General features: G+C 71.4%; 22 protein-coding genes. 9 read left to right on the top strand and 13 right to left on the bottom strand.

Going from position 1 to position 26241, the window contains the following annotated elements; genetic code table 11:
* Window positions 1–21 precede the first annotated feature (21 nt).
* Window positions 22–822 (top strand): NADH:ubiquinone oxidoreductase subunit 4 (chain M), encoded by an 801-nt coding sequence (locus CVS47_RS04885; RefSeq protein WP_127095084.1) that lies wholly within the window; start codon window positions 22–24, stop codon window positions 820–822.
* Between the two features lie 19 nt (window positions 823–841).
* Here the strand turns inward: CVS47_RS04885 and CVS47_RS04880 are convergent, their stop codons facing one another.
* Entirely contained in the window at window positions 842–1903 is a 1062-nt protein-coding gene (locus CVS47_RS04880; protein ID WP_127095083.1) for an LOG family protein, read from the bottom strand.
* A 127-nt stretch (window positions 1904–2030) separates the two neighbouring features.
* Here CVS47_RS04880 and CVS47_RS04875 point away from each other — a divergent pair, with 127 nt between their 5' ends.
* Window positions 2031–3359, top strand: a complete 1329-nt coding sequence (locus CVS47_RS04875; RefSeq protein WP_241240283.1) for an HNH endonuclease — start codon at window positions 2031–2033, stop codon at window positions 3357–3359.
* 237 nt (window positions 3360–3596) lie between these two features.
* Here the strand turns inward: CVS47_RS04875 and CVS47_RS04870 are convergent, their stop codons facing one another.
* From CVS47_RS04870 to CVS47_RS04855, 4 genes are all read right to left on the bottom strand, one after another.
* Window positions 3597–5354 (bottom strand): proline--tRNA ligase, encoded by a 1758-nt coding sequence (locus CVS47_RS04870; RefSeq protein WP_127095082.1) that lies wholly within the window; start codon window positions 5352–5354, stop codon window positions 3597–3599.
* 70 nt (window positions 5355–5424) lie between these two features.
* A complete protein-coding gene (locus CVS47_RS04865; RefSeq protein ID WP_206502754.1) occupies window positions 5425–6639 on the bottom strand; it encodes a hypothetical protein in 1215 nt (404 codons plus the stop codon).
* Window positions 6630–7166, bottom strand: a complete 537-nt coding sequence (locus CVS47_RS04860) for an RNA polymerase sigma factor (RefSeq protein WP_127095080.1) — start codon at window positions 7164–7166, stop codon at window positions 6630–6632. The genes CVS47_RS04865 and CVS47_RS04860 overlap by 10 nt, the downstream gene beginning before the upstream one ends.
* 211 nt (window positions 7167–7377) lie before the next feature.
* Window positions 7378–8385 carry a 1-aminocyclopropane-1-carboxylate deaminase gene (locus CVS47_RS04855; RefSeq protein WP_127095079.1) on the bottom strand — a complete coding sequence of 336 codons (1008 nt, stop codon included), beginning with the start codon at window positions 8383–8385 and terminating at the stop codon, window positions 7378–7380.
* Window positions 8386–8509: 124 nt separating this feature from the next.
* On the opposite strand from CVS47_RS04855, the gene CVS47_RS04850 reads away from it, so the two are divergent.
* The gene (locus CVS47_RS04850) at window positions 8510–9208 is read left to right on the top strand and encodes a GntR family transcriptional regulator (RefSeq protein ID WP_127095078.1); all 699 of its coding nucleotides are present in this window, start codon (window positions 8510–8512) and stop codon (window positions 9206–9208) included.
* A gap of 32 nt (window positions 9209–9240) precedes the next feature.
* Here CVS47_RS04850 and CVS47_RS04845 read toward each other — a convergent pair whose 3' ends face one another.
* Together CVS47_RS04845 and CVS47_RS04840 are read right to left on the bottom strand one after the other, a co-directional pair.
* Window positions 9241–10008, bottom strand: a complete 768-nt coding sequence (locus CVS47_RS04845; protein ID WP_127095077.1) for a 3-hydroxybutyrate dehydrogenase — start codon at window positions 10006–10008, stop codon at window positions 9241–9243.
* Entirely contained in the window at window positions 10005–11408 is a 1404-nt protein-coding gene (locus CVS47_RS04840; protein WP_164734605.1) for an MFS transporter, read from the bottom strand. The genes CVS47_RS04845 and CVS47_RS04840 overlap by 4 nt, the downstream gene beginning before the upstream one ends.
* 100 nt (window positions 11409–11508) lie before the next feature.
* On the opposite strand from CVS47_RS04840, the gene CVS47_RS04835 reads away from it, so the two are divergent.
* Window positions 11509–12408 carry a LysR family transcriptional regulator gene (locus CVS47_RS04835; protein ID WP_378791050.1) on the top strand — a complete coding sequence of 300 codons (900 nt, stop codon included), beginning with the start codon at window positions 11509–11511 and terminating at the stop codon, window positions 12406–12408.
* Window positions 12409–12470: 62 nt separating this feature from the next.
* Window positions 12471–13907, top strand: a complete 1437-nt coding sequence (locus CVS47_RS04830; RefSeq protein WP_241240282.1) for an RNB domain-containing ribonuclease — start codon at window positions 12471–12473, stop codon at window positions 13905–13907.
* Between the two features lie 51 nt (window positions 13908–13958).
* On the opposite strand, the gene ispG is transcribed toward CVS47_RS04830, so the two are convergent.
* A complete protein-coding gene (gene ispG, locus CVS47_RS04825) occupies window positions 13959–15110 on the bottom strand; it encodes a flavodoxin-dependent (E)-4-hydroxy-3-methylbut-2-enyl-diphosphate synthase (RefSeq protein WP_206502753.1) in 1152 nt (383 codons plus the stop codon).
* 184 nt (window positions 15111–15294) lie between these two features.
* On the opposite strand from ispG, the gene CVS47_RS04820 reads away from it, so the two are divergent.
* Entirely contained in the window at window positions 15295–17244 is a 1950-nt protein-coding gene (locus tag CVS47_RS04820) for an anthranilate synthase family protein (protein WP_127095075.1), read from the top strand.
* 10 nt (window positions 17245–17254) lie between these two features.
* Here CVS47_RS04820 and CVS47_RS04815 read toward each other — a convergent pair whose 3' ends face one another.
* The 3 genes from CVS47_RS04815 to CVS47_RS04805 form a co-directional block, all read right to left on the bottom strand.
* Window positions 17255–18511 (bottom strand): RNA polymerase sigma factor, encoded by a 1257-nt coding sequence (locus CVS47_RS04815; protein WP_127095074.1) that lies wholly within the window; start codon window positions 18509–18511, stop codon window positions 17255–17257.
* Entirely contained in the window at window positions 18508–18876 is a 369-nt protein-coding gene (locus CVS47_RS04810) for a YciI family protein (protein WP_127095073.1), read from the bottom strand. The genes CVS47_RS04815 and CVS47_RS04810 overlap by 4 nt, the downstream gene beginning before the upstream one ends.
* A gap of 91 nt (window positions 18877–18967) precedes the next feature.
* Window positions 18968–20320, bottom strand: coding sequence for a M50 family metallopeptidase (locus CVS47_RS04805; RefSeq protein WP_127095072.1), 1353 nt, complete (start codon window positions 20318–20320; stop codon window positions 18968–18970).
* 115 nt (window positions 20321–20435) lie between these two features.
* Between CVS47_RS04805 and CVS47_RS04800 the strand changes: the two genes are divergently transcribed.
* Window positions 20436–22106: a Mur ligase family protein gene (locus tag CVS47_RS04800; protein WP_164734604.1), complete on the top strand. Its 1671-nt coding sequence runs from the start codon at window positions 20436–20438 to the stop codon at window positions 22104–22106.
* 51 nt (window positions 22107–22157) lie between these two features.
* On the opposite strand, the gene dxr is transcribed toward CVS47_RS04800, so the two are convergent.
* The gene (dxr, locus tag CVS47_RS04795) at window positions 22158–23243 is read right to left on the bottom strand and encodes a 1-deoxy-D-xylulose-5-phosphate reductoisomerase (protein WP_127095071.1); all 1086 of its coding nucleotides are present in this window, start codon (window positions 23241–23243) and stop codon (window positions 22158–22160) included.
* A 48-nt stretch (window positions 23244–23291) separates the two neighbouring features.
* Window positions 23292–24254, bottom strand: coding sequence for an FKBP-type peptidyl-prolyl cis-trans isomerase (locus tag CVS47_RS04790; protein WP_127095070.1), 963 nt, complete (start codon window positions 24252–24254; stop codon window positions 23292–23294).
* A gap of 190 nt (window positions 24255–24444) precedes the next feature.
* On the opposite strand from CVS47_RS04790, the gene CVS47_RS04785 reads away from it, so the two are divergent.
* Both CVS47_RS04785 and dhaK read left to right on the top strand, forming a co-directional pair.
* On the top strand, window positions 24445–25161 hold the full coding sequence (locus CVS47_RS04785; RefSeq protein WP_241240388.1) for a lysophospholipid acyltransferase family protein: 717 nt from the start codon (window positions 24445–24447) through the stop codon (window positions 25159–25161).
* An 82-nt stretch (window positions 25162–25243) separates the two neighbouring features.
* A complete protein-coding gene (gene dhaK / locus CVS47_RS04780) occupies window positions 25244–26236 on the top strand; it encodes a dihydroxyacetone kinase subunit DhaK (protein ID WP_127095069.1) in 993 nt (330 codons plus the stop codon).
* Window positions 26237–26241: the final 5 nt, after the last annotated feature.

The following is a 26241-nucleotide window of genomic DNA, read 5'->3' as shown; positions in this document are numbered from 1 at the left end:
CGCTCCTCGCCGGGGCGGCGCGTGACCTACTCTGAGGTCGTGCGCCGCCTCGCCCTCTCCCTCGTCGCCGCCCTCGTGGCCGGGGGTGTTCTCGCCGGGTGCGCGATCCCGACGGAGAAGTGGACGGATCCGCTCCCCTACGGCGAGTTCGAGGATGAGGCGCTCGATGCGGTGAACGTCTACCGTGTCTCCGACGGAGTGCTGGAGCCGGAGCCCAGCGCGCGCGCCGAGGAAGTGTGGGACGCCTTCCGTGAGGTGGCCGGGGAACGCGCGGACCAGATCAGGGAGATGCGGGCCGGTGACTCGGGCGACGTCGACACCGCCGCCTACGTATCCCACGACGTCGATCCGCGCTTCTGGGTGCTCGGAGTGAATCTCGCGTACTCGCGGGACCCGACCATGAGGGAGACGCTGGTCCACGAGTTCGCCCACATGCTGTCACTGTCGGTCGATCAGGTGGACATCGGACGACTCGACTGCACCACGTTCGAGATCGCCGACGGGTGTGCCCGGACGCAGTCGTACATCGTCGCGTTCGACGACGAGTTCTGGAAGGACTACGGTCCGTCGGCTCCCGCGGCTGACAACGGCGACCCCGAGGCCGCGTCGGCGCTCTACGCGGAGCACGAAGCGGACTTCGTGACCGAGTACGCCGCCACCAGCGTCGGCGAGGACTTCGCCGAGACGTTCGTGACGTTCGTCGCGGAACCCACGCCGACGGGACAGGACAATTCCCTCGTTGCCGACAAGCTGAGGTTCTTCTACGGCTACCCGGACCTCGTCGCCGAGCGCGACAGGATCCGGAGCGCCGCCGGCTACTGAACCGTCGGGCCGGTGCGGGTTACGGGATCGCCGTCTCGGAAGGTGCCGAGGGCAGGTCGTTCAGTGCGCGAATGAGTCGGTGCAGCTCACCGACGCGCCACTGGTTCAGCCGAAGCACGAGACGCGGCAGGTCGATCTTGTCGTCGTCTTCGCGCTCGACCCGCAGGGGCTCGGTGCGCTCGATCCGGCCGTCCGCCAGCAGGGTGGGGAATCGCTCGTTGAGTTCCTCGATCTCCGCGTCCGTCGGCGCGGCCTTCAGCCGGAGCACCAGTCGTCCGCCGACCCACCGCATCGAGTCGTAGTTGCGCCAGAAGCCCATGATCTCGGCTGTCGCCTCGTCGACGGAATCGGTGATGACGACCCGATCGAAATCGTGGGGCGAGATCACGCCGGCGGTCTCGAGGTGCTCGTGGACGAACGTCTCCAGTCCTTTCCAGAACGTGCCGCCCGGCTCGTCGAGCAGCACCACGGGGGTGGGCTCGGCCTTGCCGGTCTGCTGCAGGGTGAGCAGTTCGAACATCTCGTCCAGCGTGCCGAAGCCCCCCGGCACGCAGACGAAGCCGCTCGACTCCTTCACGAGCATCAGCTTCCGCGTGAAGAAGTACTTCATCGCGACGTTGCGCGCGTTGGCTTCCACGATCGCGTTCGGACGCTGCTCGAACGGCAGGCGGATCGACACACCGAGCGAGTGATCGGGGCCGGCGCCCTCGGCGGCCGCCTGCATGATGCCCGGACCCGCGCCCGTGACCACCATCCACCCGTGGCCGGCGAGCGCCGCCGCCACATCCGAGGCTTGGCGGTAGGCGGCGTCATCGGGCCGGGTGCGCGCGGACCCGAAGATGGTCACCTTCGGCACGTCGGAGAACGGCGCGAAGAGACGGAAGGCGGCCCGCATCTCGGAAAGTGCCGCGGTCGTGATCTTGAGGTCGAGCCGGTCGGTGCGGTCCAGCCCCATGCCGATGCCCGTCGCGAGGATGCGCGCCACGAGATCGGCGCTCTCGGTGATCCCTGCGGTCTCGATCGTGCGGCGGAGGTCTTCCGTGACCTCGGGGGGAATCGGGTTGGTCGATCCGGTCTCCATGTCTCCACCCTGTCATGCGACGGAGCGCGACGGGCGGAGCTTCCACCCGTCCTCCTGTGGAGGATTCGCCGTTCACAGATGTACGCAAGCATTCGCATTTCTAGAACATATGTTCTAAACTCTGATCATGTACCGAGACGACGAGACCGAGCCCTACCCGGGCTATTGGGACGACGTCGACGTGCGTGCGGCCGCATTCACGCCGCGCGACCCGGTCGGTCAGGTCACCGACATCGCCGCGGTGCTCACGATGCAGACGGCGGAGCAGTACGCCTCGGTGGCCGCTCTGCGCAGGGAGCTTATGACGCATGCGGGCTCCTCCGCCGTCGCGGACGAGATGATCGACCGCTCGCTCCGCCTCGAACTCGCCGCCGCCCTCCGGCTCACCGAATACGCGGTCGGCGACCTCATGGCGGGCTCGACCGCCTTGGCCGAGCGCTACCCGGCAGCGCTCGACGCCATGATGCACGCGCGGATCACCGATCAGCACGCGCGCTATCTCGTCGACCTGCTCGATGCCGCCGATCCTGCGACTGCTGCCCGACTGACGCGTGAGGCCGTCGAACTCGCAGGGGCGCTCCCCGCGGGATCGTTCCGTCGGCGGCTGCGCCGTCTGATCGAGACGGAGGAGTCGGTGACGCTCGCCGAGCGTCACGCGCGCGGCGTCACCGAACGGTGCGTGACGATCGAGCCGGCTGTCGACGGCATGATGCGCGTGACGGCCTACCTCCCGGCGGTCGAGGCCCACGCGGTCTTCGACCGCCTGACGCGCATGGCGAAGGCGATGACAGGGCGCGGGAGTGGGGACGACCGCCCGCTCACGGAACGCGCGAGCGATCGGTCGCTCGACCAGGCGCGCGCCGATATCCTCTGCGACCTGCTCATCGACGGCATCTGCCCAGACCACGGCGCCGTCGCCCGGGGCATCCGCCCGACCGTCCTGGTCACCGTCCCGGCGCTCTCCCTCCTCGACCCGGAGCACGCGAGGACGCACCCCGCCGAGGTGGAGGGCATCGGTCCGATCGGCATCGATCGCGCCCGCGAGCTGTGCGGTGCCGCCGCCTCCTGGGTGCGCATCCTCACGCACCCTGAAACCGGAATCGCCCTCTCCGTCGGCCGCACACGCTACGACCCGCCACCCGAACTCAAGCGGCTGGTGCGGTGGCGGGCCGAGCGATGTCTCGCTCCCGGATGCACGATGCCCGCGTCACGCTGCGAGATCGACCACACCCAGGCCTGGGTCGACGGCGGCGAGACGTCGCTGGAGAACCTGGCGCCACTGTGCTCCGGTCACCATCACGTCAAGCACAGCGGCGGGTGGTCGGTGCGGCAGGTTGCCGGCAGCGGTGGCGTCATCGAGTGGATATCGCCGACCGGCCGCCGCTACCTCGTCGAGCCCGAGCGCCGGATGCCGGTGTTTCAGAGCGGCGTCGACAACGAGCCGGCACCGTTCTGACGGCAGCGGTGTCGGAAGGCGCTCTCGTCCGACGTCGTGCCCGGCCGAGAGCCGGCGCCGTTTTGACGGTAATGGCGTGGAGGCGCCGTGGTCCGACGTCCCGCCCGGCCGAGAGCCGGCGCCGTCCTGACGGTGATGGCGTGGAAGGCGCCGTGGTCCGACGTCCCGCCCGGCAGGAAGCCGGCGCCCGCCTGAGGGACGCCGACCCGCGGCAGGCGATCCCCGCGCGTGGCCAGGTCAGCTCGCGGTGAGTCGGGCCACGGCCTCGCTCGCGGGGACGACCGTGCGATCGCCGGTCCGACGGTCCCAGAGCTCGACCTCGCCGTCCGCCGCGCCGCGCCCGACGATGACGATGCGGGGCACGCCGACGAGCTCGGCGTCGCCGAACTTCACGCCGGGCGACACCTTCGGGCGATCGTCGAACAGGACGTCGAAGCCAGCGGCCTCGAGATCCGACGACAGCGACTCGGCGAGCGTGAAGGCCGCAGCATCCCGGCCCGTCGCGACGACGTGGACGTCGAAGGGCGCCACCGACTCCGGCCAGATCAGGCCGCGGTCGTCGTTGTTGAGCTCGGCGATGATCGCGAGGATGCGGGTCACGCCGATGCCGTACGAGCCCATCGTGACCGTGACGAGCTTGCCGTTCTCGTCGAGCACCTTGAGCCCGAGCACCTCTGCGTACTTGCGTCCGAGCTGGAACACGTGCCCGATCTCCATGCCGCGCGCCAGGCTGACAGGACCGGATCCGTCCGGCGCGGGGTCGCCCTCGCGCACGGTCGCGACCTCGATGAAGCCGTCGGACGTGAAGTCGCGTCCGGCCACGAGGGAGTGGACGTGCTTCTGGTCGATGTTGGCGCCGGTGATCCAGGCGGTCCCGTCGACGACCCGGGGATCCAGGAAGTACCGGATGCCGGTCGCGGACTCCTCGCCGAGCACGGCGCCGGTCGCCGACCAGGGGCCGATGTAGCCCTTCACCAGCAGAGGGTTCTTCTCGAAGTCGTCGGCCGTGGCGGCCTCGACCTCGGCGGGAGCGAACGCGACCTCGACACGCTTGTCGTCCACGTCGCGATCGCCGGGAAGCCCGACGACGACGAGCTCGCGCGAGCCGTCGAGGTGCGTCAGCGCGAGCACGACGTTCTTGAGCGTGTCAGCGGCCGTGTATGACCCGTCGAGCACCGCGTTCGAGTGATCCACGAGCGTCGTGATCGTCGGGGTGTCGGGCGAGTCGAAGATGATGGGCTCCCCCAGTCCATCGAACGGGATCGCGTCGGGGACGACCGTCGTGAACGCCTCGACGTTGGCGGCGTAGCCGCCCTCCGAGCGCACGAAGGTGTCCTCGCCGATGGCCGTCGGGTGAAGGAACTCCTCGGACTTCGATCCGCCCATGGCACCCGCGTCGGCCGCAACGATCACGTACTCGAGACCGAGGCGGGAGAAGATGCGCTCGTACGCGTCGCGCTGCGCCTGGTACGAGGCATCCAGTCCCGCATCGGTGGCGTCGAACGAGTACGCGTCCTTCATGGTGAACTCGCGACCGCGCAGAAGGCCGGCCCGCGGACGGGCCTCGTCGCGATACTTGTCCTGGATCTGGAAGATCGTCAGCGGCAGGTCCTTGTACGACGAGTACAGGTCCTTCACCAGCAGGGTGAAGACCTCCTCGTGCGTGGGAGCCAGGAGGTAGTCGGCACCCTTGCGGTCCTGCAGGCGGAACAGCCCGTCGCCGTACTCGTCCCAGCGACCGGTCACCTCGTAGGGCTCGCGCGGCAGCAGCGCGGGGAAGTGCACCTCGAACGCCCCCGCGGCGGCCATCTCCTCGCGGATGATCGTCTCGATCTTCGCCTTGACCTTCAGGCCCAGCGGCAGCCAGGCGAATACGCCGGGCGCCTGACGGCGGATGTAGCCGGCGCGTACGAGCAGCCGGTGGCTGGTGACCTCCGCGTCGGAAGGGTCCTCGCGAAGGGTGCGGAGGAAGAAGGTAGAGAGACGTGTGACCACGAGGATTCAGTCTAGACAGGCAGGATGCCGCGGCCCGCCGGTCGGCGGATGCCCGAGAGCACCCGCCGACTCAGCCTGCGGCCTGCAGCAGCTCGGCCACCATCGCACGAAGCCCGTCTTCCGTGGTGCCGGAGAACGTCACCGTGAGCCGGTTGTCGCCGCGCACAGCGACCACCATCCCTTCGTCCGGGTAGGTCTCGCTGTACGCGATCCACGCGGAGTCGGCGCCGTCGACCTCGACGGGCGTGAGACGGGCGCGCTCGAGGTAGTCTGCGTCCGGCGCCGCCGCTCCGGGCTGCGAGTAGATCTGGAAGAGCGGCCCACGCCCCGTGTCGGAATACCGATACCAGGGGCACCACTGGATCACTCCCGCCGCGACCATGGCGTCCCACGTGAGACCCTCCGGCACGAAGTCGCCGGGGAACCGCGCCTCCATCGACCCGCCGGCCGCCCGGTCGACCGCTGCGCGCTGCGCCTCGCACGATCCCGGCGCCCACCACGAGCTCTGGCGGGGAACGGCGACGGTGCTCGTCTCCGGAAGCCGCGAGGAGACGGCGTCGATGACGAATGCCAGAGCGTTGTCGATGCTCTGCAGTTCGTCCTCCGTCGGGGAGCCGAGGTCCGAGACTGTTCGCGGTACCGTGGCGCCGATCCATGCGTCGCCGACCACGCGCACCGTCTCGCACACCGCCGACAGGCCTGTGCAGACAGAGGCCGAGTACTTGTCCGTGACATCCGCGGGAACGGCTCGCGCGTCCAGCACCGTCACGGAGACGAAGCTGCCGATCCCGATCTCCTCGCCGCGCCACGCGCACTGGATCCCGCCGAGGAGATTGGTCGACGCTGTCGTCTCCGGGTACAGAGAGCTGTCGGTCGATCGGCCGAAGAGGCTCACCGGCTCGCCTGCCGCCTCGCTGGCCTCCTCGTCGGTCAGCACCCGCGAGCAGTCGCCGTCGAAGGCCACGGCGGGCACCGGCGGGGGCGGCTCGGTCGGGGTGAGAGACGGCGTCGGCGAGATGCTCGGCGTCGGGGTGACGGTGGGTGTCGGCGACGGTGACGGTGATGCCGTGGCGGTGGTCGCCGGCTGCGGCTGCGCGGTTCCGAGGAGTCCGCCGATGCCGACTGCGCCGCCCGCGAGGGCGAGGATCAGGACGACGGCGACCGATCCCGCGATCCATGCGTTCCGGTGCCGACCGACGGGCTCGATGCGTCGCGCCCCGGCGAGGAGCCGCTGACGGACGGCCGCGTGCTCCGCGGGGGTGAGCTGGTCGTCGTTCATGCCCATGACGCCTCCAAAGACGTGAGCTCGTCCCGCAGTCGCGCCTTGCCGCGCGAGAGCCGGGACTTGACGGTTCCGATGGGGATGCCGAGGGCGTCGGCGATGTCCCGCTCGGGATAGCCCTCCAGCACGGACAGCACGATCACGCTCTGCTCGCGGGGCGGCAGCTTCTTGAGGCTCGCGAGCACGCCGCTCTCGTCGTGCGCCGTCGGTGCGGGAGCGCGGTGAGAAGCAGGGGTCCGTTCGAGCAGCACTCGGTAGCGGCGCCCGGAGCGCTCCAGATTGCGCGCGCAGTTGGCGACCGTCGTGAGCAGCCACGGCAACGGCGAGCCGTCGACGAGACGGACGCTCTCCCGCTTGCGCCACAGCTCGAAGAACGCGATCGTCACGGCGTCCTTCGCGTCCTCGCGCGACGTCAGCAGGCGCGCGGCATGGCGGAACAGCCGTGGCTCATGCCGGTCGAACAGCGCGGCAAGGGCCGCCTCGTCGCCACTGCGCACTCTGGCCCACAACCCGGGGTCGGCGTCATCCATACCCAGTAGTGTCCGCGACGCCCCGGATGGTTCCCGAATCGCTCAGCGAATTCCGGACGCCGCGCGACGCCTGCACGACCCGCACCGGGAGCGGCGACATACACGCCTCACCGGACGACACCCGCACCACCGACGGTGCATCCGCCGGCGCGAGTCGGCCGTCCGGCTGACGAAAAAACAGCCGCCGGGCCCGCGCTGCAACAGCCCCGACTCAGCGGAACAGCCCGCTGTAGGCGTTGAGCGCGAGCTGGCCGCCCAGGTGGGCGTAGAGCACGGTACTCGTGGCCGGGATCTCGCGCGACGAGACCAGGTCGATGAGCCCCGCCAGCGACTTGCCCTCGTACACGGGGTCGGTGATCATCGCCTCGAGCGAGCCGCCCAGCCGGATCGCGTCGAGGGTCGACTCGACGGGGATGCCGTAGAGGTCGCCCGCCCAGCCCTCCAGCACGGTGATCTCGTCGTCGCTCAGCTCGCGCCCGAGTCCGATGAGCTCCGCGGTGTGCCGGGCGATGCGCTCGACCTGCGCGCGGGTCTTCTCCAGCGTCGCGGACGCGTCGATGCCGATCACCCGGCGCGGCCGATCCTGACCGGCGAAGCCGGCGATCATGCCGGCGTGCGTCGACCCGGTGACCGTGCAGACGATGATCGTGTCGAAGAACACGCCCAGCTCCCGCTCCTGCTGCTCGACCTCGTAGGCCCAGTTCGCGAAGCCGAGGCCGCCCAGATGATGCTCGGAGGCACCGGCGGGGATCGGGTACGGCGTGCCGCCGTCCGCGATCACCTCGTCGATCGCGTCCTGCCAGCTCGAGCGGATCCCGATGTCGAAGCCCGCGGAGTCGAGGGTCACCTTCGCGCCCATGATGCGGCTGAGCTGGATGTTGCCGACGCGGTCGCTCAGCGGATCCGGCCACTCCACCCAGTTCTCCTGCACCAGCCGGGCCTTCAGGCCGAGCTTGGCCGCGACCGCGGCGACCTGGCGGGTGTGATTGGACTGGTAGCCGCCGATCGAGACCAGCGTGTCCGCACCCTGAGCGAGCGCGTCGGGCACGAGGTACTCCAGCTTGCGGATCTTGTTGCCGCCGAAGGCCAGCCCGCTGGAGACGTCCTCGCGTTTGGCCCAGATCTGCGCTCCGCCGAGGTGCTGTGTCAGCCGCGGCAGGTGGTGCACGGGACTCGGGCCGAAGGTCAGCGGGTACCGCTCGAAGTCGGAGATGGCCATGGGAGTCCTCCAGAAGAGTGCGGATGCCGCGGGTCGGGTTCGTTACACCGTAGCCGATATCCTGGATATCGCATTTCACAGCCGCACCCAGCGGCTACGCTGAGGACGTCCTCGAAGGAGCCTCATGCCCGTTCCCTCCGCTGTCCGCACGCAGCCGCGCGAGCTGCTGCGGGACAACGTCTACACATCCCTCCGGGATGCGATCGTCGACGGCACCCTCTCCCCCGGCGAGCGCCTGCGCGACACGGAGATCGAGGCGTGGCTCGGCGTCAGCCGCACGCCCATCCGCGAGGCCCTGCTGCGGCTGGAGCGCGCCGGGCTCGTCGTCTCCCAGCCCGGACGCTCGACCATCGTCTCCCCCGTCGATCCGGCATCCACGGTGAGCGCCCAGCAGATCGCCGCCTCGATGCACGAGCTCGCGGCGCGGCTGGCGGTGCCCCGTCTCGGCGGCGAGGCACTGGCGCAGATCGAAACCGCGGCCCTCGCATTCGAGCGCGCCGTCGTGGAGGGCGACGGCGACCGGGCCCTGACGCACGATGACGAGTTCCACGACGTGCTGGTGCGCGCGAGCGGGAACGCGATGATCGCCGAGGTGCTCGAACTCGCCACCCCGCTGCTCCGGCGGGCGGAGCGCACGCGGTTCACCTCGTTTGCCGCCCGGGACTCGGTCGCCCAGCACGCCGCCATCCTCGACGCGATCCGCGGCGGCGACGCCGACCGGGCCGCCGCCCTCAGCCGGGAGAACTGGCTCTCGCTCGACCTGGTCGCCGAGCCGGTGTCGGACACCGACGCCCACCCCGGCGAAGATACCGGCACCGGCTGACCACCGGCGCCGGCGCCTCCGACCGACCAGCCTCAGCGCGCCGACCAGCCGCCGTCCATGGTGTAGCTGGCGCCGGTGACCATGGCCGCAGCATCCGTCGTCAGCCAGCCGACGAGCGAGGCGACCTCCTCCGGCTCGACGAGGCGCTTGATCGCGCTCTCGGTGAGGAAGACCTTCTCGAGCACCTCCGACTCGTCGATGCCGCGGCGGGCCGCCTGGTCGGCTACCTGCTTCTCGACCAGCGCCGTGCGCACGTAGCCCGGGTTCACGCAGTTGCTGGTGACACCGTGCTCTCCACCCTCCAGCGCGGTCGCCTTGGACAGGCCTTCGAGGCCGTGCTTGGCGACGACATAGGCGCTTTTGTAGGGCGAGGCCCGCAGGCCGTGCACCGAGGAGATGTTCACGATCCGGCCGAAGCCGCGCTCGTACATGCCCGGCAGCGCCGCGCGGACGAGGAGGAAGGGCGCTTCGACCATGAGACGCAGGATGAAGCGGAACGCCTCGGGGTCGAAGTCCTCGATGGCGGCGATGCGCTGCACGCCGGCGTTGTTGACCAGGATGTCGGTGCCCGCCACCCGGGCGGCGAACTCGTCCGACTCGACCTGGTCGCGGGCCGAGAGGTCGACCACCCATGCCTCGCCGCCGATCTCGGCCGCAACGGCGCCGGCCGCCTCCGCATCGAGATCGGCCACCACCACCGTCGCCCCTCGCGACGCCAGCTCGCGCGCGATGGCGGCGCCGATGCCCGCTCCACCGCCGGTCACCAGCGCGCGGCGGCCCGTCAGATCCTCGGAGGTCATGCGCGCGCTGCCCGGCCGGTCGGCAGATCGAAGCGCGCAGCATCGGCGTCATCGACGGCGCGCAGCGAGAGGCCCTTCGTCTCGCGCAGCGTCAGCACCGCGATCAGTGTGATCACGCAGGCGGCGACGATGTAGAGCGCCACCGGCAGCCACGACTGGAAGCGCTGCAGCAGTGCGGTCGCGATGATCGGCGCGAGCGAGCCGGCGACGATCGAGGTCACCTGGTAGCCCAGTGAGACGCCCGAGTAGCGCATGCGGGTCGGGAAGAGCTCGGCCATGATCGCGGGCTGTCCGGCGTACATCAGGGCGTGGAAGCAGAGGCCGACGGTCACGGCCAGCACGATGAGCACCGGGTTTAGGGTGTCGAACATCGGGAAGGCGAAGAAGGCCCAGGTGGCGCCCAGCACGGCGCCGGCGAGGTAGACCGGCTTGCGTCCGATGCGGTCGCACAGGCGTCCGACCTGCGGGATCACGACGAAGTGCACGGCGTGCGCGATCAGCAGGGCGAGCAGCAGCTGGCTCGTGTCGTATTTGTGGACCGTCGTCAGGTACACGATCGTGAAGCTGACGATGATGTAGTACAGGATGTTCTCCGCGAAGCGCAGGCCCATGGCCTTCAGAACGCCCGTCGGGTAGCGGCGCACGACCTCGAACACGCCGTAGCTGACGGCCTTCTCGGACTCCACCTGGGCGCGCGCCTCGAGGAAGATGGGCGCCTCGCTGACGTGCTTCCGGATGTAGTAGCCCACGAGCACGATCACGGCCGAGAGCCAGAAGGCGACGCGCCAGCCCCACTCGAGGAACTGCGCCGCGGGGAGGATGGCCGACATCGTCAGCAGCACGAGGGTCGCGAGCAGATTGCCGACGGGAACGGCCGCCTGCGGCCAGCTCGCCCAGAAGGCACGCGACCGATCAGGGCTCTGCTCGGCGACCAGCAGCACCGCGCCGCCCCACTCGCCGCCCAGCGCGAAGCCCTGGATGAAGCGGAGCGCGACCAGGAGCGCGGGCGCCCAGTAGCCGATCGTGCCGAAGCCCGGCAGGCAGCCGATGAGGAACGTCGCGACGCCGATCATGATGATCGTGACCTGGAGCGTGTGCTTGCGGCCCAGGCGATCGCCGATCTGTCCGAACACGATGCCGCCGAGCGGACGAGCGATGAAGCCCACCGCGTACGTCAGGAAGGCGGCGATGATGCCGTCGAGCTGGCTTCCCGCGTTCGGGAAGAAGACGGTGCCGAAGACGAGGCTCGCGGCAGTGGCGTAGAGGAAGAATTCGTACCACTCGACCACGGTCCCGATCATCGAGGCTGCGACGATGCGCTTCAGACCGGAGGCTGCGGTGTCGCCGGAGGCGGGGGTCGGATCGGCGGTGCGCGAGCGCGCGTTCTCGGCGGAAGTCATGGTTCTCCTCGTGGGTCGTCGTTGACTCACATGAGTAAACGTGCAGTTCCCGATCCTCGCAATGGCCATTTCGGCGCTCGGCATGTGCAGAATTGCAGATGTGAACCCCGATCCGCAGGACCTCCTCGTGCTCCTCGCCGTGTCCCGGAGCGGGCGGTACACGACGGCCGCAACGACGCTGGGCCTCAACCACACGACGGTGGCGCGCCGCATCTCCGCGCTCGAGACCGCACTCGGAGGCCGCGTGCTCGCGCGCACGATCGGCGGCTGGGAGCTGTCCGACCTCGGGCGGCGCGCGGTGCAGGCCGCGGAGGGTGTCGAGTCCGCGGTCCGTCTCCTGCAGTCGCCGGATGCTGCGACCGCCGTCACCGGAGTGGTGCGGCTGTCGGCGACCGACGGCTTCAGCGCATATGTCGCCGCTCCCGCCGTCGCCGCCCTGCAGCGCGACCATCCCGCGCTGCAGGTGGAGATCGTCACCGTCACCCGGCGCGCGCTGCAGCAGCGCTCGGGGCTGGACATCGAGGTCGTCGTCGGCCGCCCGCAGGTGCACCGGGCGGAGGCCTTCCACCTGGCCGACTACACCCTGGGCATGTACGCGTCCCGCGACTACCTCGACGCCCACGGCGCGCCCGCCGACCTCGGAGAGCTGGCGCAGCATCCGCTCGTGTACTTCATCGACTCGATGCTCCTGGTGGACGACCTCGACGCGCCGCGGCGGCTCGTGCCGACGATGCGCGACTCGCTCACCTCGACGAACGTGTTCGTGCATGTGGAGGCCACCCGCGCGGGCGCCGGGATCGGACTGCTGCCCTGCTTCGTGGCCGACCGTCACCCCGACCTCGTGCGCATCCTTCCCGGAGTCGTCGACGAGCACCTCCCCTACTGGATGGTGCTCCGACCGGAATCGCTGACGCGTCCGGCGGTCGCCGCCGTGGTCGAGGCGCTGCGCCGCCGCCTCGCCGACATGGCCGATCAGCTCGAGGGTGCGCCCGGGCGCTGACGCCGTTCCCGATGGGCTCCCCGCCCGGCCTCGGCCGGCGACCCCGTGCCTACACTGAAGCGGTGCCCTCCCGCCGCCCCCGTCTCGTCCGCCGCGACTCCGCCGGGGAGCTGAGCGCCGCCCTCGCGCAGCTGCGCGCCGAGCTCGATCTGCCCACTGCCTTCAACGCCGAGGTGCTGGCCGAGGCCGAGGCGGCCGCTCGCACCGTCCCGGTGGATCCCGCCGCCGCGGGAGTCGATGACCTGCGCGACATCGAGTTCCTGACGATCGATCCGGAGGGCTCCCTCGACCTCGATCAGGCACTGCACCTCGAGCGCACCCCCACCGGCGCGGTGCTGCACTACGCGATCGCCGACGTCCCCGCCTTCGTGCAGCCCGGAGGTGCCGTCGACGCGGAGGCCCGGCGCCGGGGGCAGACGATCTACGCCGCCGACGGACGCATCCCCCTGCATCCCGCCGTGCTCAGCGAGGACGCGGCATCGCTGCTGCCCGATCAGGACCGTCGCGCCTTCGTCTGGCGCTTCGAGCTCGACGAGCAGGCGCGACCCGTCGCCACCACGCTGCGCCGCGGGGTGGTGCGCTCGCGCGCCCGCTGGAGCTACATCGATGCGCAGGCGGCGATCGATGCGGGGACGGGACCGGCGAGCCTCGTCGCGCTCGCGTGGTTCGGACCGCTCCGCTCCGCCCGTGAAGCCGAGCGCGGCGGTGCGAGCCTCAACATCCCCGAGACGCGCGTGGTGTCCGACGACGGGCACTACCGCCTGGAGCGCGAGGTGTCGCTCGCCGTCGAGGAGTACAACGCGCAGGTCTCGCTGCTGACCGGCATGGCCGCGGCGGAGATCATGCTGCGCGGGCGGGTCGGCATCCTCCGCACCATGCCCGCCGCCGACCCCGACGACGTCGCCGCGTTCCGCGAGCAGACCGTGGCGCTCGGCGTCCCGTGGCGCGAGGGCGTGTCGTACGGCGACTACCTGCGCGGACTCGACCGTTCGCAGGTGGTGACGGCGGCGATCATGGATGCCGCGGCCTCCCTCTTCCGGGGAGCCGGCTACGTCGCCTTCGACGGGGAGCCGCCCGCCGATCCGCTGCAGTCCGCGATCGGCGCGCCGTACGCGCACACGACCGCGCCGCTGCGCCGCCTGGTGGACCGGTGGTCGCTGGTGATCTGCGAGGCGCTCGCGAACGACCGGCCCGTGCCGCCGTGGGCGCGGACGAGCCTGTCGGAGCTGCCCAAGATCATGGGCCGCAGCGACGGGGTCGCCGGACGCCTGGACTCCGGCACCGTGGACCGCATCGAGGCCGCGGTGCTCGCCGTCCGGGTGGGCGAGAGCTTCGACGCCGTCGTTCTCGGCGTTCGGGGCGACGGCGCGCGCGTGCAGATCGCCGAGCCGCCGGTGTCGGCGAAAGTCGCCGGGCTGACCGCCCCCGCGGGCGCGACGGTGCGACTGCGGCTGGAATCGGTCGACATCGCGTCGGGCACGATCGTCCTCACGCCCTGACGCACGCCGGCTTCCCGACGGGCGCCGGCGCCCTGACAGGCGTCCGAGCTGTCAGGCCGTGACGACCTGCGCAGTCCCGAGCGCGGCGTCGGGACCCATCTCGTCGGCGATCCGGCGCGCCTCCTCGATGAGGGTGGCGACGATCTCCTCCTCGGGCACCGTCTTGACGACCTGGCCCTTGACGAAGATCTGGCCCTTGCCGTTGCCGGAGGCGACGCCGAGGTCGGCCTCGCGGGCCTCGCCCGGTCCGTTGACGACGCAGCCCATGACGGCGACGCGCAGCGGCACCGTGACGTCCTTGAGACCCTCGGTGACGCTGTCGGCCAGGGAGTAGACGTCCACCTGGGCGCGTCCGCACGACGGGCACGAGACGATCTCGAGCCGGCGCTCTCGGAGGTTGAGCGACTGCAGGATCTGCAGGCCGACCTTGACCTCCTCGGCGGGCGGGGCCGACAGCGAGACGCGGATGGTGTCGCCGATGCCCTCGCCGAGCAGGATGCCGAAGGCCGTCGCGCTCTTGATCGTGCCCTGGAAGGCGGGGCCGGCCTCGGTCACGCCGAGGTGAAGGGGCCAGTCGCCCATCTCGGCGAGCAGGCGGTACGCCTTGACCATGATCACCGGGTCGTTGTGCTTGACCGAGATCTTGAAGTCGTGGAAGTCGTGCTCCTCGAACAGGCTCGCCTCCCAGCGGGCGCTCTCGGCGAGCGCCTCGGGCGTGGCCTTGCCGTACTTCTGCAGCAGGCGGGGGTCGAGCGATCCGGCGTTCACGCCGATGCGCAGCGAGACGCCCGCGTCCTTCGCGGCCTTGGCGATCGCCCCGACCTGGTCGTCGAACTTGCGGATGTTGCCGGGGTTGACGCGCACGGCGGCGCAGCCGGCGTCGATCGCCTGGAAGACGTACTTCGGCTGGAAGTGGATGTCGGCGATGACGGGGATCTGGCTCTTCTTCGCGATGATGTGCAGCACGTCGGCGTCGTCCTGGGACGGAACCGCGACGCGCACGATCTCGCAGCCGGAGGCGGTGAGCTCGGCGATCTGCTGCAGCGTGGCGTTGATGTTGGTGGTCGGCGTGGTGCACATCGACTGGACGCTGACGGGGGCACCTCCGCCCACCAGGACCTTCCCGACCTTGATCTGGCGGGACTTGCGACGAGGGGCGAGGACTTCGGGGACCTTGGGCATCCCGAGATTCACTGCTGGCACGCTCTCACACTACGCCGCAGGGGCTGGGAGGGGCCTCAGGAAGGCGCTGTGATAGTTTCGGCGCATGTCCGCGAACATCTCCTGGTGGCGCACCGCATAGGCGGTGTGTTCTCGCGACCACAGACCGCCCCCGCCCGGGCGGTCTTCTTCGTGGGGTGACCGCCCCCTCGACGAAGGACCGATCATGCCCGGCCCCGCTCCCCGTGCACTCTCCGACCTGGCCGCGCGCGGCATCCCGTTCGCCCTGCTCGCCCGCGACGGCCGCACCGTGGAGGTCCTCACCGGCGATGTGGTGGACGTCGAGCTGCTGGCCGACATCCCGCTGACGGATGCCGCGGGCACCCCCCGCGAGGTGCTCGCCCTGGTTCCGTTCCGGCAGGTGCGGGAACGCGGCTTCGTGTGCCATGACGACGGTGCGCCCCTGCGGTGCCTCGTCGTCGACGCGCACGACTCGCTGCCCCTGGAGGATGCCCTCGTCCAGCTGCCCTCCGCCCCGGTCCCGCTGCGCGGCGCGGGGTTCGACATCGACGACGAGGACTACGCGCAGATCGTGCGCACCGTCATCGCCGAGGAGATCGGACGAGGCGAGGGCGCGAACTTCGTCATCCGCCGCGACTTCACCGCGGGCGTCGAAGGCGACCCCGCCACCGTCGCCCTGACGTGGTTCCGCGCACTCCTCGAGCACGAGAAGGGTGCGTACTGGACCTTCGCCGTCGTGACCCCCGGGCACGTCGCCGTCGGCGCCAGCCCCGAGGCGCACGTGAGCGCGCGCGTCGACCGCGAGCAGTCAGGCGCGGCGGATGCCGCGGCATCCGCCGTCGTCACCATGAACCCCATCTCCGGCACCTTCCGGCACCCCGCCGGCGGGGCGACCGCGGCCACGCTGACGGAGTTCCTCCAGTCGACGAAGGAGACCGAGGAGCTGTTCATGGTCGTCGACGAGGAGCTCAAGATGATGAGCGCCGTCTGCGCCGACGGCGGCCGCATCACCGGGCCGCATCTCAAGGAGATGTCGCGACTGACCCATACGGAGTACGTGCTGCGCGGCAACAGCCGCATGGATCCGCGCGACATCCTCCGCGAGACGATGTTCGCCCCCACCGTCACCGGCTCGCCGATGCAGAACGCGTGCACGGTGATCTCCCGTCACGAGCGCACGCCGCGCGGCTACTACTCCGGGGTCGCGGCGCTGTTCACGCCCACCGGCGACGGCCGCACCCACGACCTCGATGCTCCGATCCTCATCCGCACCGCGTATCTGCAGGACGGGATGCTGCGGGTCCCGGTCGGCGCGACGCTCGTGCGCCACTCCGACCCCTACGGCGAGGTCGGCGAGACGCACGGGAAGGCGGCGGGCGTGCTCGGCGCGATCGGCGCGATCGCACGGGACACCCCGACGGCCGGCCCGGCCGACGCCGACCCCGACCGCCCTGCCGACATGCGCCGGCCGCTGGCGGAGGACCCCGACATCGCCGCGCTGCTCGAGTCGCGCAACGCCCGCCTCGCCGCCTTCTGGCTGAACCCGCAGGGCGGGACGGAGCCGGGGCCGCTGCACGGCCGCACCGCGCTGGTCGTCGACGCCGAGGACCGTTTCACCACGATGCTCGCCCACCAGCTGCGCCACCTGGGGCTCGACGTGTCGATCGCGCCGTGGACCGCCGTGACCGATGAGGATCTGGATGCGGCCGAGCTGGTCGTGTCGGGCCCCGGGCCCGGTGACCCCCGCGACCCGGAGAGCCCGCGCATGCGACGCATGCGGGAGGTCGTGCGACAGCGCCTGTCCGCGCATCGCCCGCTGCTGGCCGTGTGCCTCAGCCATCAGATCCTCGCGGATGCCCTGGGGGTGGAGCTCGCTCCGCTCGACGCCCCGCACCAGGGACTGCAGCGCACGGTGGACGTCTTCGGCAGCGACGCCTCGATCGGCTTCTACAACACCTTCACCGCGCGGGTGCCGGCCGGCACCACCCGCGTCGGCGTCGCCGAGATCGCCGCCGATGCGCACTCGGGAGACGTGTACGCCCTCCGGGGTCCGGCGTTCGCGTCGGTGCAGGGACACCTGGAGTCGATCCTGTCGCGCGACGGCATGGCGACCCTGGAGCGGCTGGTCACGCAGGCGCTGACCCCGACGGCCTGACCGGCGGGCGTCAGCGCCCCTGCTCGACCCGTCGTGCGAGCAGCCGTCGCTCGGCATCGTTGGCGGTGAGCTCCAGCGCCGTCAGGTCGGCGGCCAGCGCCTCCTCCCCGCGGCCGAGGTCGCGCAGCAGCGCCGCCCGCACCGCGTGCCAGAGGTGCGACCCGCCGAGCCTCTCGCGCAGGCCGTCGACCTCCTCGAGGGCCGCGCGCGGCGCGCCCACCCGCGACAGCGCCACCGCGCGGTTCAGCCGCACCACCGCCGACCCGTCGTGGCGCAGCAGCAGGTCGTAGAGCGCGAGGATCTGCGGCCAATCCGTCTCGGCCGAGCTCGCGGCATCCGCATGGCACGCGGCGATGGCGGCGTGCAGCTGCCACCGCCCCGGCCGACGCCGCGCGGCCGCGCGGTCGAGCTCCCGGCCCGCCTCGTCGATCAGCGCGGCATCCCACCTCGTGCGGTCCTGATCCTCCAGGAGCACGAGCTCGCCGTCGGCGGCGCGCGCCGACTCGCGGGCGGAGTGCAGGAGGAGCAGCGCCCGCAGCCCGCGGGCCTCAGGTTCGGCGGGCAGGGCGCCGACGATCACGCCCGAGAGCCAGACGGCGTCGTCCGCGATGTCGCGGTCGGCCGCGGCATCCGCGCCGCTGCGGAGGTGCGCCTCGCTGTACATCGCCGCCACGACCGCCAGCGCGATGTCCAGGCGCGGCGGGAAGCCGCTCGCGTCGGGGATCCGCAGGGGGATGCCCGAGGCCGCCATCTTCCGCTTCGCCCGCACGATGCGCTGAGCGACGGCGGGCTCGGTGCTGAAAGTCGCCCGTGCGACCTGGCGCGTGGTCAGCCCGCACACCGCGCGGAGGGTCAGGGCCAGCTGCGCGTCGGGCGAGAGGGCCGGGTGGCAGCATCCGAACAGCAGCGGCAGGCGCTCGTCGACCGCGGGATCGGATTCGTCCGGCATCGTCGCCTCCGGCGCGGCCAGCAGGGGCAGCCGCGTGCGCAGGCGCTGTTCGCGGCGGATGCGGTCGAGCGCGTTGTTTCGCGCCGCGCGTGACAGCCAGGCGCCCGGGTTCGGCGGGACGCCGCGCACACGCCAGGCCCGCACGGCCTCTTCGACGGCCGCCGCGACCGCTTCCTCCGCGATGTCGAAGCTCCGGAACGACGCCGTCAGCGTCGCGACGAGGCGCGCCGCCTCCTCCCGCACCGTGCGGGCGAGGAGCGCATCGGATGCCGCGGGCCGGTCGTCCTCGCCCGCACGGCCCGCGGCATCCCCCGTCACGACTCGAACTGCGAGTAGTCGGTCACCATGGGGCGGATCTCCACGGACGTGCCGGGGCGGCGGAGCATGGGCCACTCCCGGACGACCGCGATGGCGGCGTCGAGATCGGGCACGTCCAGCACGCTGAAGCCGCCGATGACCTCCTTCGCCTCGGAGAACGGGCCGTCGACGACCACGACGCCGTCGCCGCCGTGGCGCACCGTCGTGGCGGTCTCGACGGGCTGGAGCTCGGCGCCCCCGTCGCTGATCTGGTCGTCGTGCTGCTGGAACCACCGGTAGACGGCGGCATACTCCTCGCTGATCGCCTCCGGGGGCGTCTGCGCGTCGAGCGCGGGGTCGGAGGTGAACATGATGACGTACTTCATGAGGGGTCCTTCCGTTGAGGGAACAGTTTCATCCCCTCAGCGAACGGGCAACCCCGATATCGACAGGTGCCGGGAAAAGATCGCGCGGGCGCTACGGTCCGAAGATCGACACCGGGTTGATCAGGTCGGCGACGATCAGGATGCCGCCCATCACCACCAGCAGGATGACCACGATGAAAGTGAGCGGCACGAGGCGGGTCGCGTCGACCGGAGGCGGCGGCGGCCGGTGGCGCAGCTTCGCCCACACGTTCTTGAGGCCGCCCCAGAGCGCCACGACCACATGACCGCCGTCCAGCGGCAGCAGCGGGATGAGGTTGAAGGCGAACAGCGCGATGTTGAGCGACGCCAGGAGACCGAGGAACCCCGCCACGCGGTTGAGGATGGGAGACTCCGACGCCGCGACGTCGCCCGCGATGACGCCCACGCCCACGACGCTGAGCGGACCGTTCGGATCGCGGTCCGCCCCCGTGAACAGGGATTCAGCGGTCTGGTAGACCTTCACCGGCAGCTGCGCGATGATGCCGAACACCGCGCCGACGTTCTCGACCGCGGCCTGCGGCCCCGCCCAGATCGGCTGCGGCGTCAGCACGGAGGCGGGACCGATCCCGGCGAAGCCGACGTCCTGCGTGACGGGCGTGCCCGCGGCATCCGTCACGGGGTTGTCGTTCTCGTCGTAGACGGGACGCTCGGCGAGCACGGGGGTGAGGGTCAGGGTCTGGTCGGCGCCGTCGCGCGTGATCACGACGTCCAGCGCACGGCCGGGGTTCGCCTGGATGATGGCGGACGTCTCGTCGAACGTCGAGACCGCCGTGCCGTCGATCGACCGGATCGTGTCGCCCGGCGCGAACCCCGCCTCGGCGGCCGGCGTCGCCGGGTCGCCGGGCTCGCACGCGGTCTGGGTCGTGTCGGCCGGCAGGACGCACTGGGTGATGGAGGCGACGGTGGTCGAGGCGGTCTGCACGCCGATGCCACTGAACAGGATGGCGAACAGCACGATGGCGAGCAGGAGGTTCATCAGCGGCCCGCCGAGCATGATGACGACGCGCTTCCAGACCGGCAGCAGGTAGAAGACGCGGTCGCGCCCGGCGATCAGCGTCTCCTCGTTGGCCAGACGCGCGTCCTGCACCATGGCGGCGAAGAAGCGCCCGGAGGCACGAGCGGCGGGGGCGGCGGTGCCCGCTGCCTGCGCCTCGCGCTCCGCGGGGGACGGCGGGTACATGCCCGACATGGAGATGTAGCCGCCGAGCGGGAACGCCTTGATGCCGTACTGGGTCTCGCCGACGGTGCGCGAGAAGAGCGTCGGACCGAAGCCGACCATGTACTGGCCCACGTGCACGCCGAACTTCTTGGCCGGCACGAGGTGGCCGATCTCGTGCAGCGCGATGGACACCGCGAGCCCCACGACCAGGAGGACGATGCCGATCACGAAGGCGAGGACGGTCACGGATTCACCGTACCCGCCGCTGTCTTTGAAACGGCCGTGCACGGCGTGCCGCCCCGAGGCGCGACGGAGCCCGCCTCCCGGGCGCCCGGCCCGCGGATGAGAGACTTGTCAGGCCATGGACAACGCTGCTTCCCGCCTGCCCCCGGTGCTCCGGCCCGACAGCCCGCCGACGAGAGCACTCGCAGATCTCGCCGAGCGCTTCGCCCGCGAGGTGCGCGGCGACACGACGGGACGTCTCGTCTCGGGCATCACGCTGGCGACCGCCGACCTGCGCGCGGGCGAGGTCTTCGTGGCCATCCGCGGTGCCAACAGGCACGGCGCCGAATTCGCCGCGACGGCCGCCGAGAAGGGCGCCGTCGCGGTGCTCACCGACGACGACGGCGCAGCGCTGGCCGCCGACGCCGGACTGCCGATCCTCGTGGTCGACGACCCCCGCGGCATGCTCGGTGCCCTCTCGGCGTGGGTGTACGGCACCGGTGCCGACGACGACCTGCCCCTGCTGTTCGCCACCACCGGCACCAACGGCAAGACGAGCGTGTCGCATCTCCTCGAAGGCATCCTCGGCCAGCTCGGCGTCACCAGCGGCCTGTCCTCGACCGCAGAGCGCCACATCGCCGGCGAGGTCATCGTCTCGCGTCTGACCACGCCCGAGGCGTCCGAGATGCACGCCCTCCTCGCCCTCATGCGCGAGCGCGGGGTCGAGGCCGTCGCCGTGGAGGTCAGCGCACAGGCCCTCAGCCGCCGCCGCGTCGACGGCCTCGTCTTCGACGTCGCCGGCTTCACGAACCTCAGCCACGACCACCTCGACGACTACGCCGACATGCGCGAGTACTTTGAGGCCAAGCTCCCCCTCTTCCGGCCCGACCGCGCGCGGACGGCCGTCATCTGCCTCGACTCCGCCCCGGGCGCCGAGGTCGCGGCCCGGTGCGAGGTGCCCTTCGTCACGGTGGGCACACCCGACATCGCCGATGATCCGGAGGCCGCGGCATCCGCCGACTGGACCGTGCGGATCCTCGCGGAGCGGCCGGCGGGCACGGAGTTCACGCTCACCTCGACCGACGGACGCACCCTCACCACCGTCGTGCCGGTCATCGGCCGCCACATGGCCGCCAACGCGGGCCTCGCGATCGTCATGCTGCTCGAGGGCGGCTACTCCTGGGACCGTCTGCGCGGTGCGCTGGATGCGTCGGCCGGCGGCACGGGCCGCATCGACGCCTACCTGCCGGGACGCATCCAGCTCGTCTCGGGAGAGCACGGCCCGGCGGTGTACGTCGACTTCGGCCACTCCCCCGACGCCTTCGAGAAGACGCTGGCCGCCGTGCGGCGCGTCACGCCGGGCACGGTCGTCATGCTCGTCGGCGCCGACGGCGACCGGGATGCCACGAAGCGACACGACATGGGCCGCACCAGCGTGCTCGGCAGCGACATCCTCGTCATCACCGACCACCATCCGCGCTTCGAAGACCCCGATTCCATCCGCGCGACCCTCATCGAGGGGGCGCGCAGGGCACGTCCCGACGCCGAGATCCACGAGTACTCGCCGCCCGAGCGCGCGATCGTCGAGGCGATCCGTCTCGTCGGCGAGGGCGACGCCATCCTCTGGGCCGGCCCCGGGCACCAGGATTACCGCGACATCCGCGGCGTGCGCACGCCCTACTCCGCGCGCGAGCTCTCCCGGCGCGCGCTGCGCGACGCCGGATGGGACGTGCCCGACTCCCACTGGCCGGTGCCGTACCCCGACGACGAGACGCCCGACTCCGACCCGCTGCGGCCCGCGTTCCCCTGACGCCCGGTCGCGGTGATCAGCCGGTGACCGACCTCGGGCTCAGGCTCGGCCTCAGGCTGCCGCGGCGATCGCGCGATCGGCGGTCTCGCGCGCCCAGCGCTCGGCTTCGGCCAGGCTCTCGCGGGTGAGGGCGCCGGGCGCCTCGTGCGCGTCGACGACCCGGTCGATGGTGTCGAGGATGCCCGGAAAGCTCAGCCGGCCGTCGTGGAAGGCGTCGACCGCCTGCTCGTTGGCCGCGTTGAAGACGGCGGGATATGTGCCACCGGCCCGGCCCACGCGCTTGGCGAGACGGACGGCGGGGAACGCCTCGTCGTCGAGGGGCTCGAACGTCCACGACGTCGCGACGGTCCAGTCCAGCGGACGGCCGACGCCGCCCACGCGCTGCGGCCAGTCGAGGCCGAGCGAGATCGGGAGGCGCATGTCGGGCGGAGAGGCCTGCGCGATCGTGGAGCCGTCGACGAATTCGACCATCGAGTGCACGATCGACTGCGGGTGCACGACGACGTCGATGTCGTCGTAGTCGACGTCGAACAGCAGGTGCGCCTCGATCACCTCGAGGCCCTTGTTCACCAGCGTCGCCGAGTTCGTGGTCACCACCCGGCCCATGTCCCAGGTGGGGTGGGCGAGCGCCTGCGCGGGGGTGACGTCCCGAAGCTCGGCGGCGGTGCGCCCCCGGAACGGGCCGCCCGAAGCGGTCAGCACGAGCCGCCGCACCTCGCTGTGCTCGCCGGCGCGCAGAGCCTGTGCGATCGCGGAGTGCTCAGAGTCGACGGGGACGATCTGCCCCTTCTCCGCCAGCACGCGCACGAGGTCGCCGCCGACGATCAGCGACTCCTTGTTCGCGAGCGCGAGCGTGCGGCCGCGCTCGAGCGCCGCCAGGGTCGGACCGAGTCCGACCGAGCCCGTGATGCCGTTCAGCACGACGTCGGCCTCGACGTCGCGCACGAGCTGCTCCGCCTCGACGGCGCCGAGCGCCGTCGCCTCGACGCCGAACTCCGCGGCCTGCGCCTCGAGTCCCGCGCGGTCGGTGCCGGCCGACAGGCCGACCACCTCGAACCGGTGCGGGTTGGCGCGGATCACGTCCAGCGCCTGGGTGCCGATGGAGCCGGTGGAGCCGAGAACGAGGACGCGCCGCATCCCGCCAGCCTAGGGCGGGACGCGGCGCGTCCGGGGAGTGCTGCGGTGTTACTGGGCCTGCGGGTGCTGAGCGCCGAGGATGTCGATCACGAAGACCAGGGTGTCGCCCTTCAGGTCCGTGTCGTTGATCTCACCCTCGCCGTAGCCGTCGGCCGGCGTGATGACGACGAGCACCTGCGAGCCGACCGTCTGGCCCTCCAGGGCCTTCGTGAACCCGGGGACGAAACCGGTCGTGGCGCCCGTGTACGGCGTGCCGCTGGCCCACGTGTCGCCTCCGTCGAAGAGCTCGCCGGACGACCACCGCGCACCGCGGAACTGGATCAGCACCTGATCGCCGCTCGCCACGACCGCGCCGTCGCCCTTCTTCAGCGTCGACACCTCCGTCGACGTGGGCGGATCGGTCTTCGGCACCTCGATGGTGGGTGTGCCGTCGTCCGCGAGGGTGACGGTCGGCAGGCCCGCCTCGGGAGTCTGCGGCTCGCCCCACGCCGCGTCGGGGACGATCTCGAGGAAGTCGAACACGTACACCTCGCCGGGGCCGTTCTCCGACGCGGGGAAGGTCGCGACGACGCGGCTGCCGGGCGTGGCGCAGCCGATGACCTGCCCGAGCGGGCTGTCGGCGGTGATCGGGGCGGGGAGGATCTCGCTCTCCGCGTAGCCGACCGCCCCGAGCTTCTCACCGGTGTCGGCGTTGAAGGCGGAGAGGGCGTAGGAGATGAGCTGTCCGCTCTGCACGGGATCGCCGGACCCTTCCGACACCACGGTGCGCTGCAGCTCGGGGATGTCGAGCGGGAACGTGAAACCGGCGGTCGATTCCGTGCCGGGGGCTCCGTCGACGGTGACCGCATCGGATGCCGCGCCCGACGGGGCGGCGGCCGCGCACAGGTCTCCTGCGGCCGAGGCGCTGGGGCTCGCGCTGTCTGCGGGGACGCCGCCGGCGCCGGAGCAGCCGGCCAGCAGCACGACCGCGGCCGCGGCGATGGACAGGGTGGCAAGTGGGCGAAGACGCACGGATACCTCGAGAATCTGAGGAGAAGGGGACGCCCCATCCTCCCCCATGCTTCCTCTGTCCTGCCTGGGAGCGCGGGCCATGCCAGGGCGGGTATGCATTCGGGAGTACCCTCGACGGGTGACATCCGAGGAGACCGCCGCGCCCGGCGAGGCCGATCCCGACACCGATCACGAGGCCCCGGTCACGCGGATGGGCGCCACTTATTTCCTGGGCCGGTTCATCATCACGCCCCTGGCCCGGCTGGTCTACCGCCCCAAGGTGGAGGGCCGCGCACTGGTGCCCAAGACCGGCCCGGTGATCTTCGCGAGCAACCACCTGTCGTTCATCGACTCCATCGCCATCCCCGTCGCCGCCCCGCGTCCCGTGCACTTCCTGGCCAAGTCGAGCTACTTCGACGGGTCGGGCGCGAAGGGCTGGGCATCACGAGAGTTCTTCACGGCGATCGGCGCCATCCCCGTGGAGCGCGGCGCCGGGCAGGCCGCCCTCGACGCGCTCGACCAGCAGCGCCGTCTCCTCGAGGAAGGGCGCACCGTCGCGCTCTATCCCGAGGGCACGCGGTCCCTCGACGGCCGCCTCTACAAGGGCCGCACGGGCGTCGCCTTCCTCGCCCTGCAGACCGGCGCGCCCGTGGTCCCGGTCGGCCTCATCGGCACCGACAAGGTCATGCCCGTCGGCGCGAAGGTGCCCTCGACGAGTGAGCGCATCACCGTCCGCTTCGGCCAGCCGCTCGACCTCTCTCCGCACGGTCCCGCCACCTCCGGCCGCGCGCGCCGCGGCGCCACCGACGAGATCATGGCCGCGATCCATGCACTGTCCGGCCAAGAGCTCGCCGGCGCCTACAACGAGGTCCCCGCCGCGAACCCCATCGAGCGCATCAAGCAGGTCCTGCCGCACGAGCGTCGCTGAGCGCGCCGTCGCGCGCCCTTGACAGTCTCCCCTCCGCGCGGGAGATTCTCCCTGACTGCACCGACGCCGTCATGGAGGAATCATGAAGAAGCTCATCAACTCCCCCGCCGATGTGCTGGCCGACGCGCTGCGCGGCATCCAGGCGGCCCACCCCGACGTCCGCGTCGACACCGAGAACCGGGTGATCCTGCGCGGTGAGCCGACCCGCGCCGGCAAGGTGGCGCTCGTCTCGGGCGGCGGTTCGGGTCACGAGCCGATGCACGGGGGCTTCGTCGGCCGCGGCATGCTCGACGCCGCCTGCGCGGGCGAGGTGTTCACCTCCCCCACACCCGACCAGATGCTCGCCGCCGATCAGGCCGTCGACTCCGGCGCCGGCGTGCTGCACATCGTGAAGAACTACACCGGCGACGTCCTGAACTTCGAGATGGCCGCCGAGCTCGCCCAGGGCGAGGGCATCCGCGTCGAGACGGTCGTGGTCGCCGACGACGTCGCGGTGCAGGACTCCACGTGGACGGCCGGTCGGCGCGGCACGGGGACGACGGTGATCCTGGAGAAGATCGTCGGCGCCCTCGCCGAGGAGGGCGCCGACCTCGACGCGGTGCTCGCCCTCGCCGAGAAGGTGTCGGGCAACGGCCGCTCGATGGGGGTCGCGCTGACCAGCTGCACCGTGCCGTCCGCGGGCAAGCCCACCTTCGAGCTCCCGGACGACGAGATGGAGGTCGGAGTCGGCATCCACGGAGAGCCCGGCCGCGAGCGCCGCCCGCTCGCCACCGCGAAGGAGATCGCCTCGATGCTCGTCGACCCGATCCTGGCGGACATGGATGCCACGGGTCCGACCATCGTGCTGCTGTCGGGTCTCGGCGGCACGCCGCTGATCGAGCTCTACGTGATGTGGGCCGAGATCGCGCCGCTGCTGGAGACCGCCGGGGTCTCGGTGGAGCGCGTGCTCGTGGGCGACTACATCACGAGCCTCGACATGGCCGGGTGCTCGCTCACGATCGTGAAAGCCGACGAGGAGATGCTGCGCCTCTGGGACGCGCCGGTCGTGACGCCCGGCCTGCGGTGGGGAGCGTGACGGCC

Origin of the sequence: Microbacterium lemovicicum (assembly GCF_003991875.1) — a bacterium.
Lineage (GTDB): Bacteria > Actinomycetota > Actinomycetes > Actinomycetales > Microbacteriaceae > Microbacterium > Microbacterium lemovicicum.
This window is presented reverse-complemented; position numbering and strand designations above follow the sequence as displayed.

Excerpts from the sequence above, each read along its gene's own strand:
- CVS47_RS04880 (WP_127095083.1), bottom strand. The coding sequence starts at position 1,903 with ATGGAGACCGGATCGACCAACCCGATTCCCCCCGAGGTCACGGAAGAC.
- CVS47_RS04875 (WP_241240283.1), top strand. The coding sequence starts at position 2,031 with ATGTACCGAGACGACGAGACCGAGCCCTACCCGGGCTATTGGGACGAC.
- CVS47_RS04865 (WP_206502754.1), bottom strand. The coding sequence starts at position 6,639 with ATGGGCATGAACGACGACCAGCTCACCCCCGCGGAGCACGCGGCCGTC.
- CVS47_RS04860 (WP_127095080.1), bottom strand. The coding sequence starts at position 7,166 with ATGGATGACGCCGACCCCGGGTTGTGGGCCAGAGTGCGCAGTGGCGAC.
- CVS47_RS04855 (WP_127095079.1), bottom strand. The coding sequence starts at position 8,385 with ATGGCCATCTCCGACTTCGAGCGGTACCCGCTGACCTTCGGCCCGAGT.
- CVS47_RS04850 (WP_127095078.1), top strand. The coding sequence starts at position 8,510 with ATGCCCGTTCCCTCCGCTGTCCGCACGCAGCCGCGCGAGCTGCTGCGG.
- CVS47_RS04845 (WP_127095077.1), bottom strand. The coding sequence starts at position 10,008 with ATGACCTCCGAGGATCTGACGGGCCGCCGCGCGCTGGTGACCGGCGGT.
- CVS47_RS04840 (WP_164734605.1), bottom strand. The coding sequence starts at position 11,408 with ATGACTTCCGCCGAGAACGCGCGCTCGCGCACCGCCGATCCGACCCCC.
- CVS47_RS04820 (WP_127095075.1), top strand. The coding sequence starts at position 15,295 with ATGCCCGGCCCCGCTCCCCGTGCACTCTCCGACCTGGCCGCGCGCGGC.
- CVS47_RS04810 (WP_127095073.1), bottom strand. The coding sequence starts at position 18,876 with ATGAAGTACGTCATCATGTTCACCTCCGACCCCGCGCTCGACGCGCAG.
- CVS47_RS04800 (WP_164734604.1), top strand. The coding sequence starts at position 20,436 with ATGGACAACGCTGCTTCCCGCCTGCCCCCGGTGCTCCGGCCCGACAGC.
- dxr (WP_127095071.1), bottom strand. The coding sequence starts at position 23,243 with ATGCGGCGCGTCCTCGTTCTCGGCTCCACCGGCTCCATCGGCACCCAG.
- CVS47_RS04785 (WP_241240388.1), top strand. The coding sequence starts at position 24,445 with ATGGGCGCCACTTATTTCCTGGGCCGGTTCATCATCACGCCCCTGGCC.
- dhaK (WP_127095069.1), top strand. The coding sequence starts at position 25,244 with ATGAAGAAGCTCATCAACTCCCCCGCCGATGTGCTGGCCGACGCGCTG.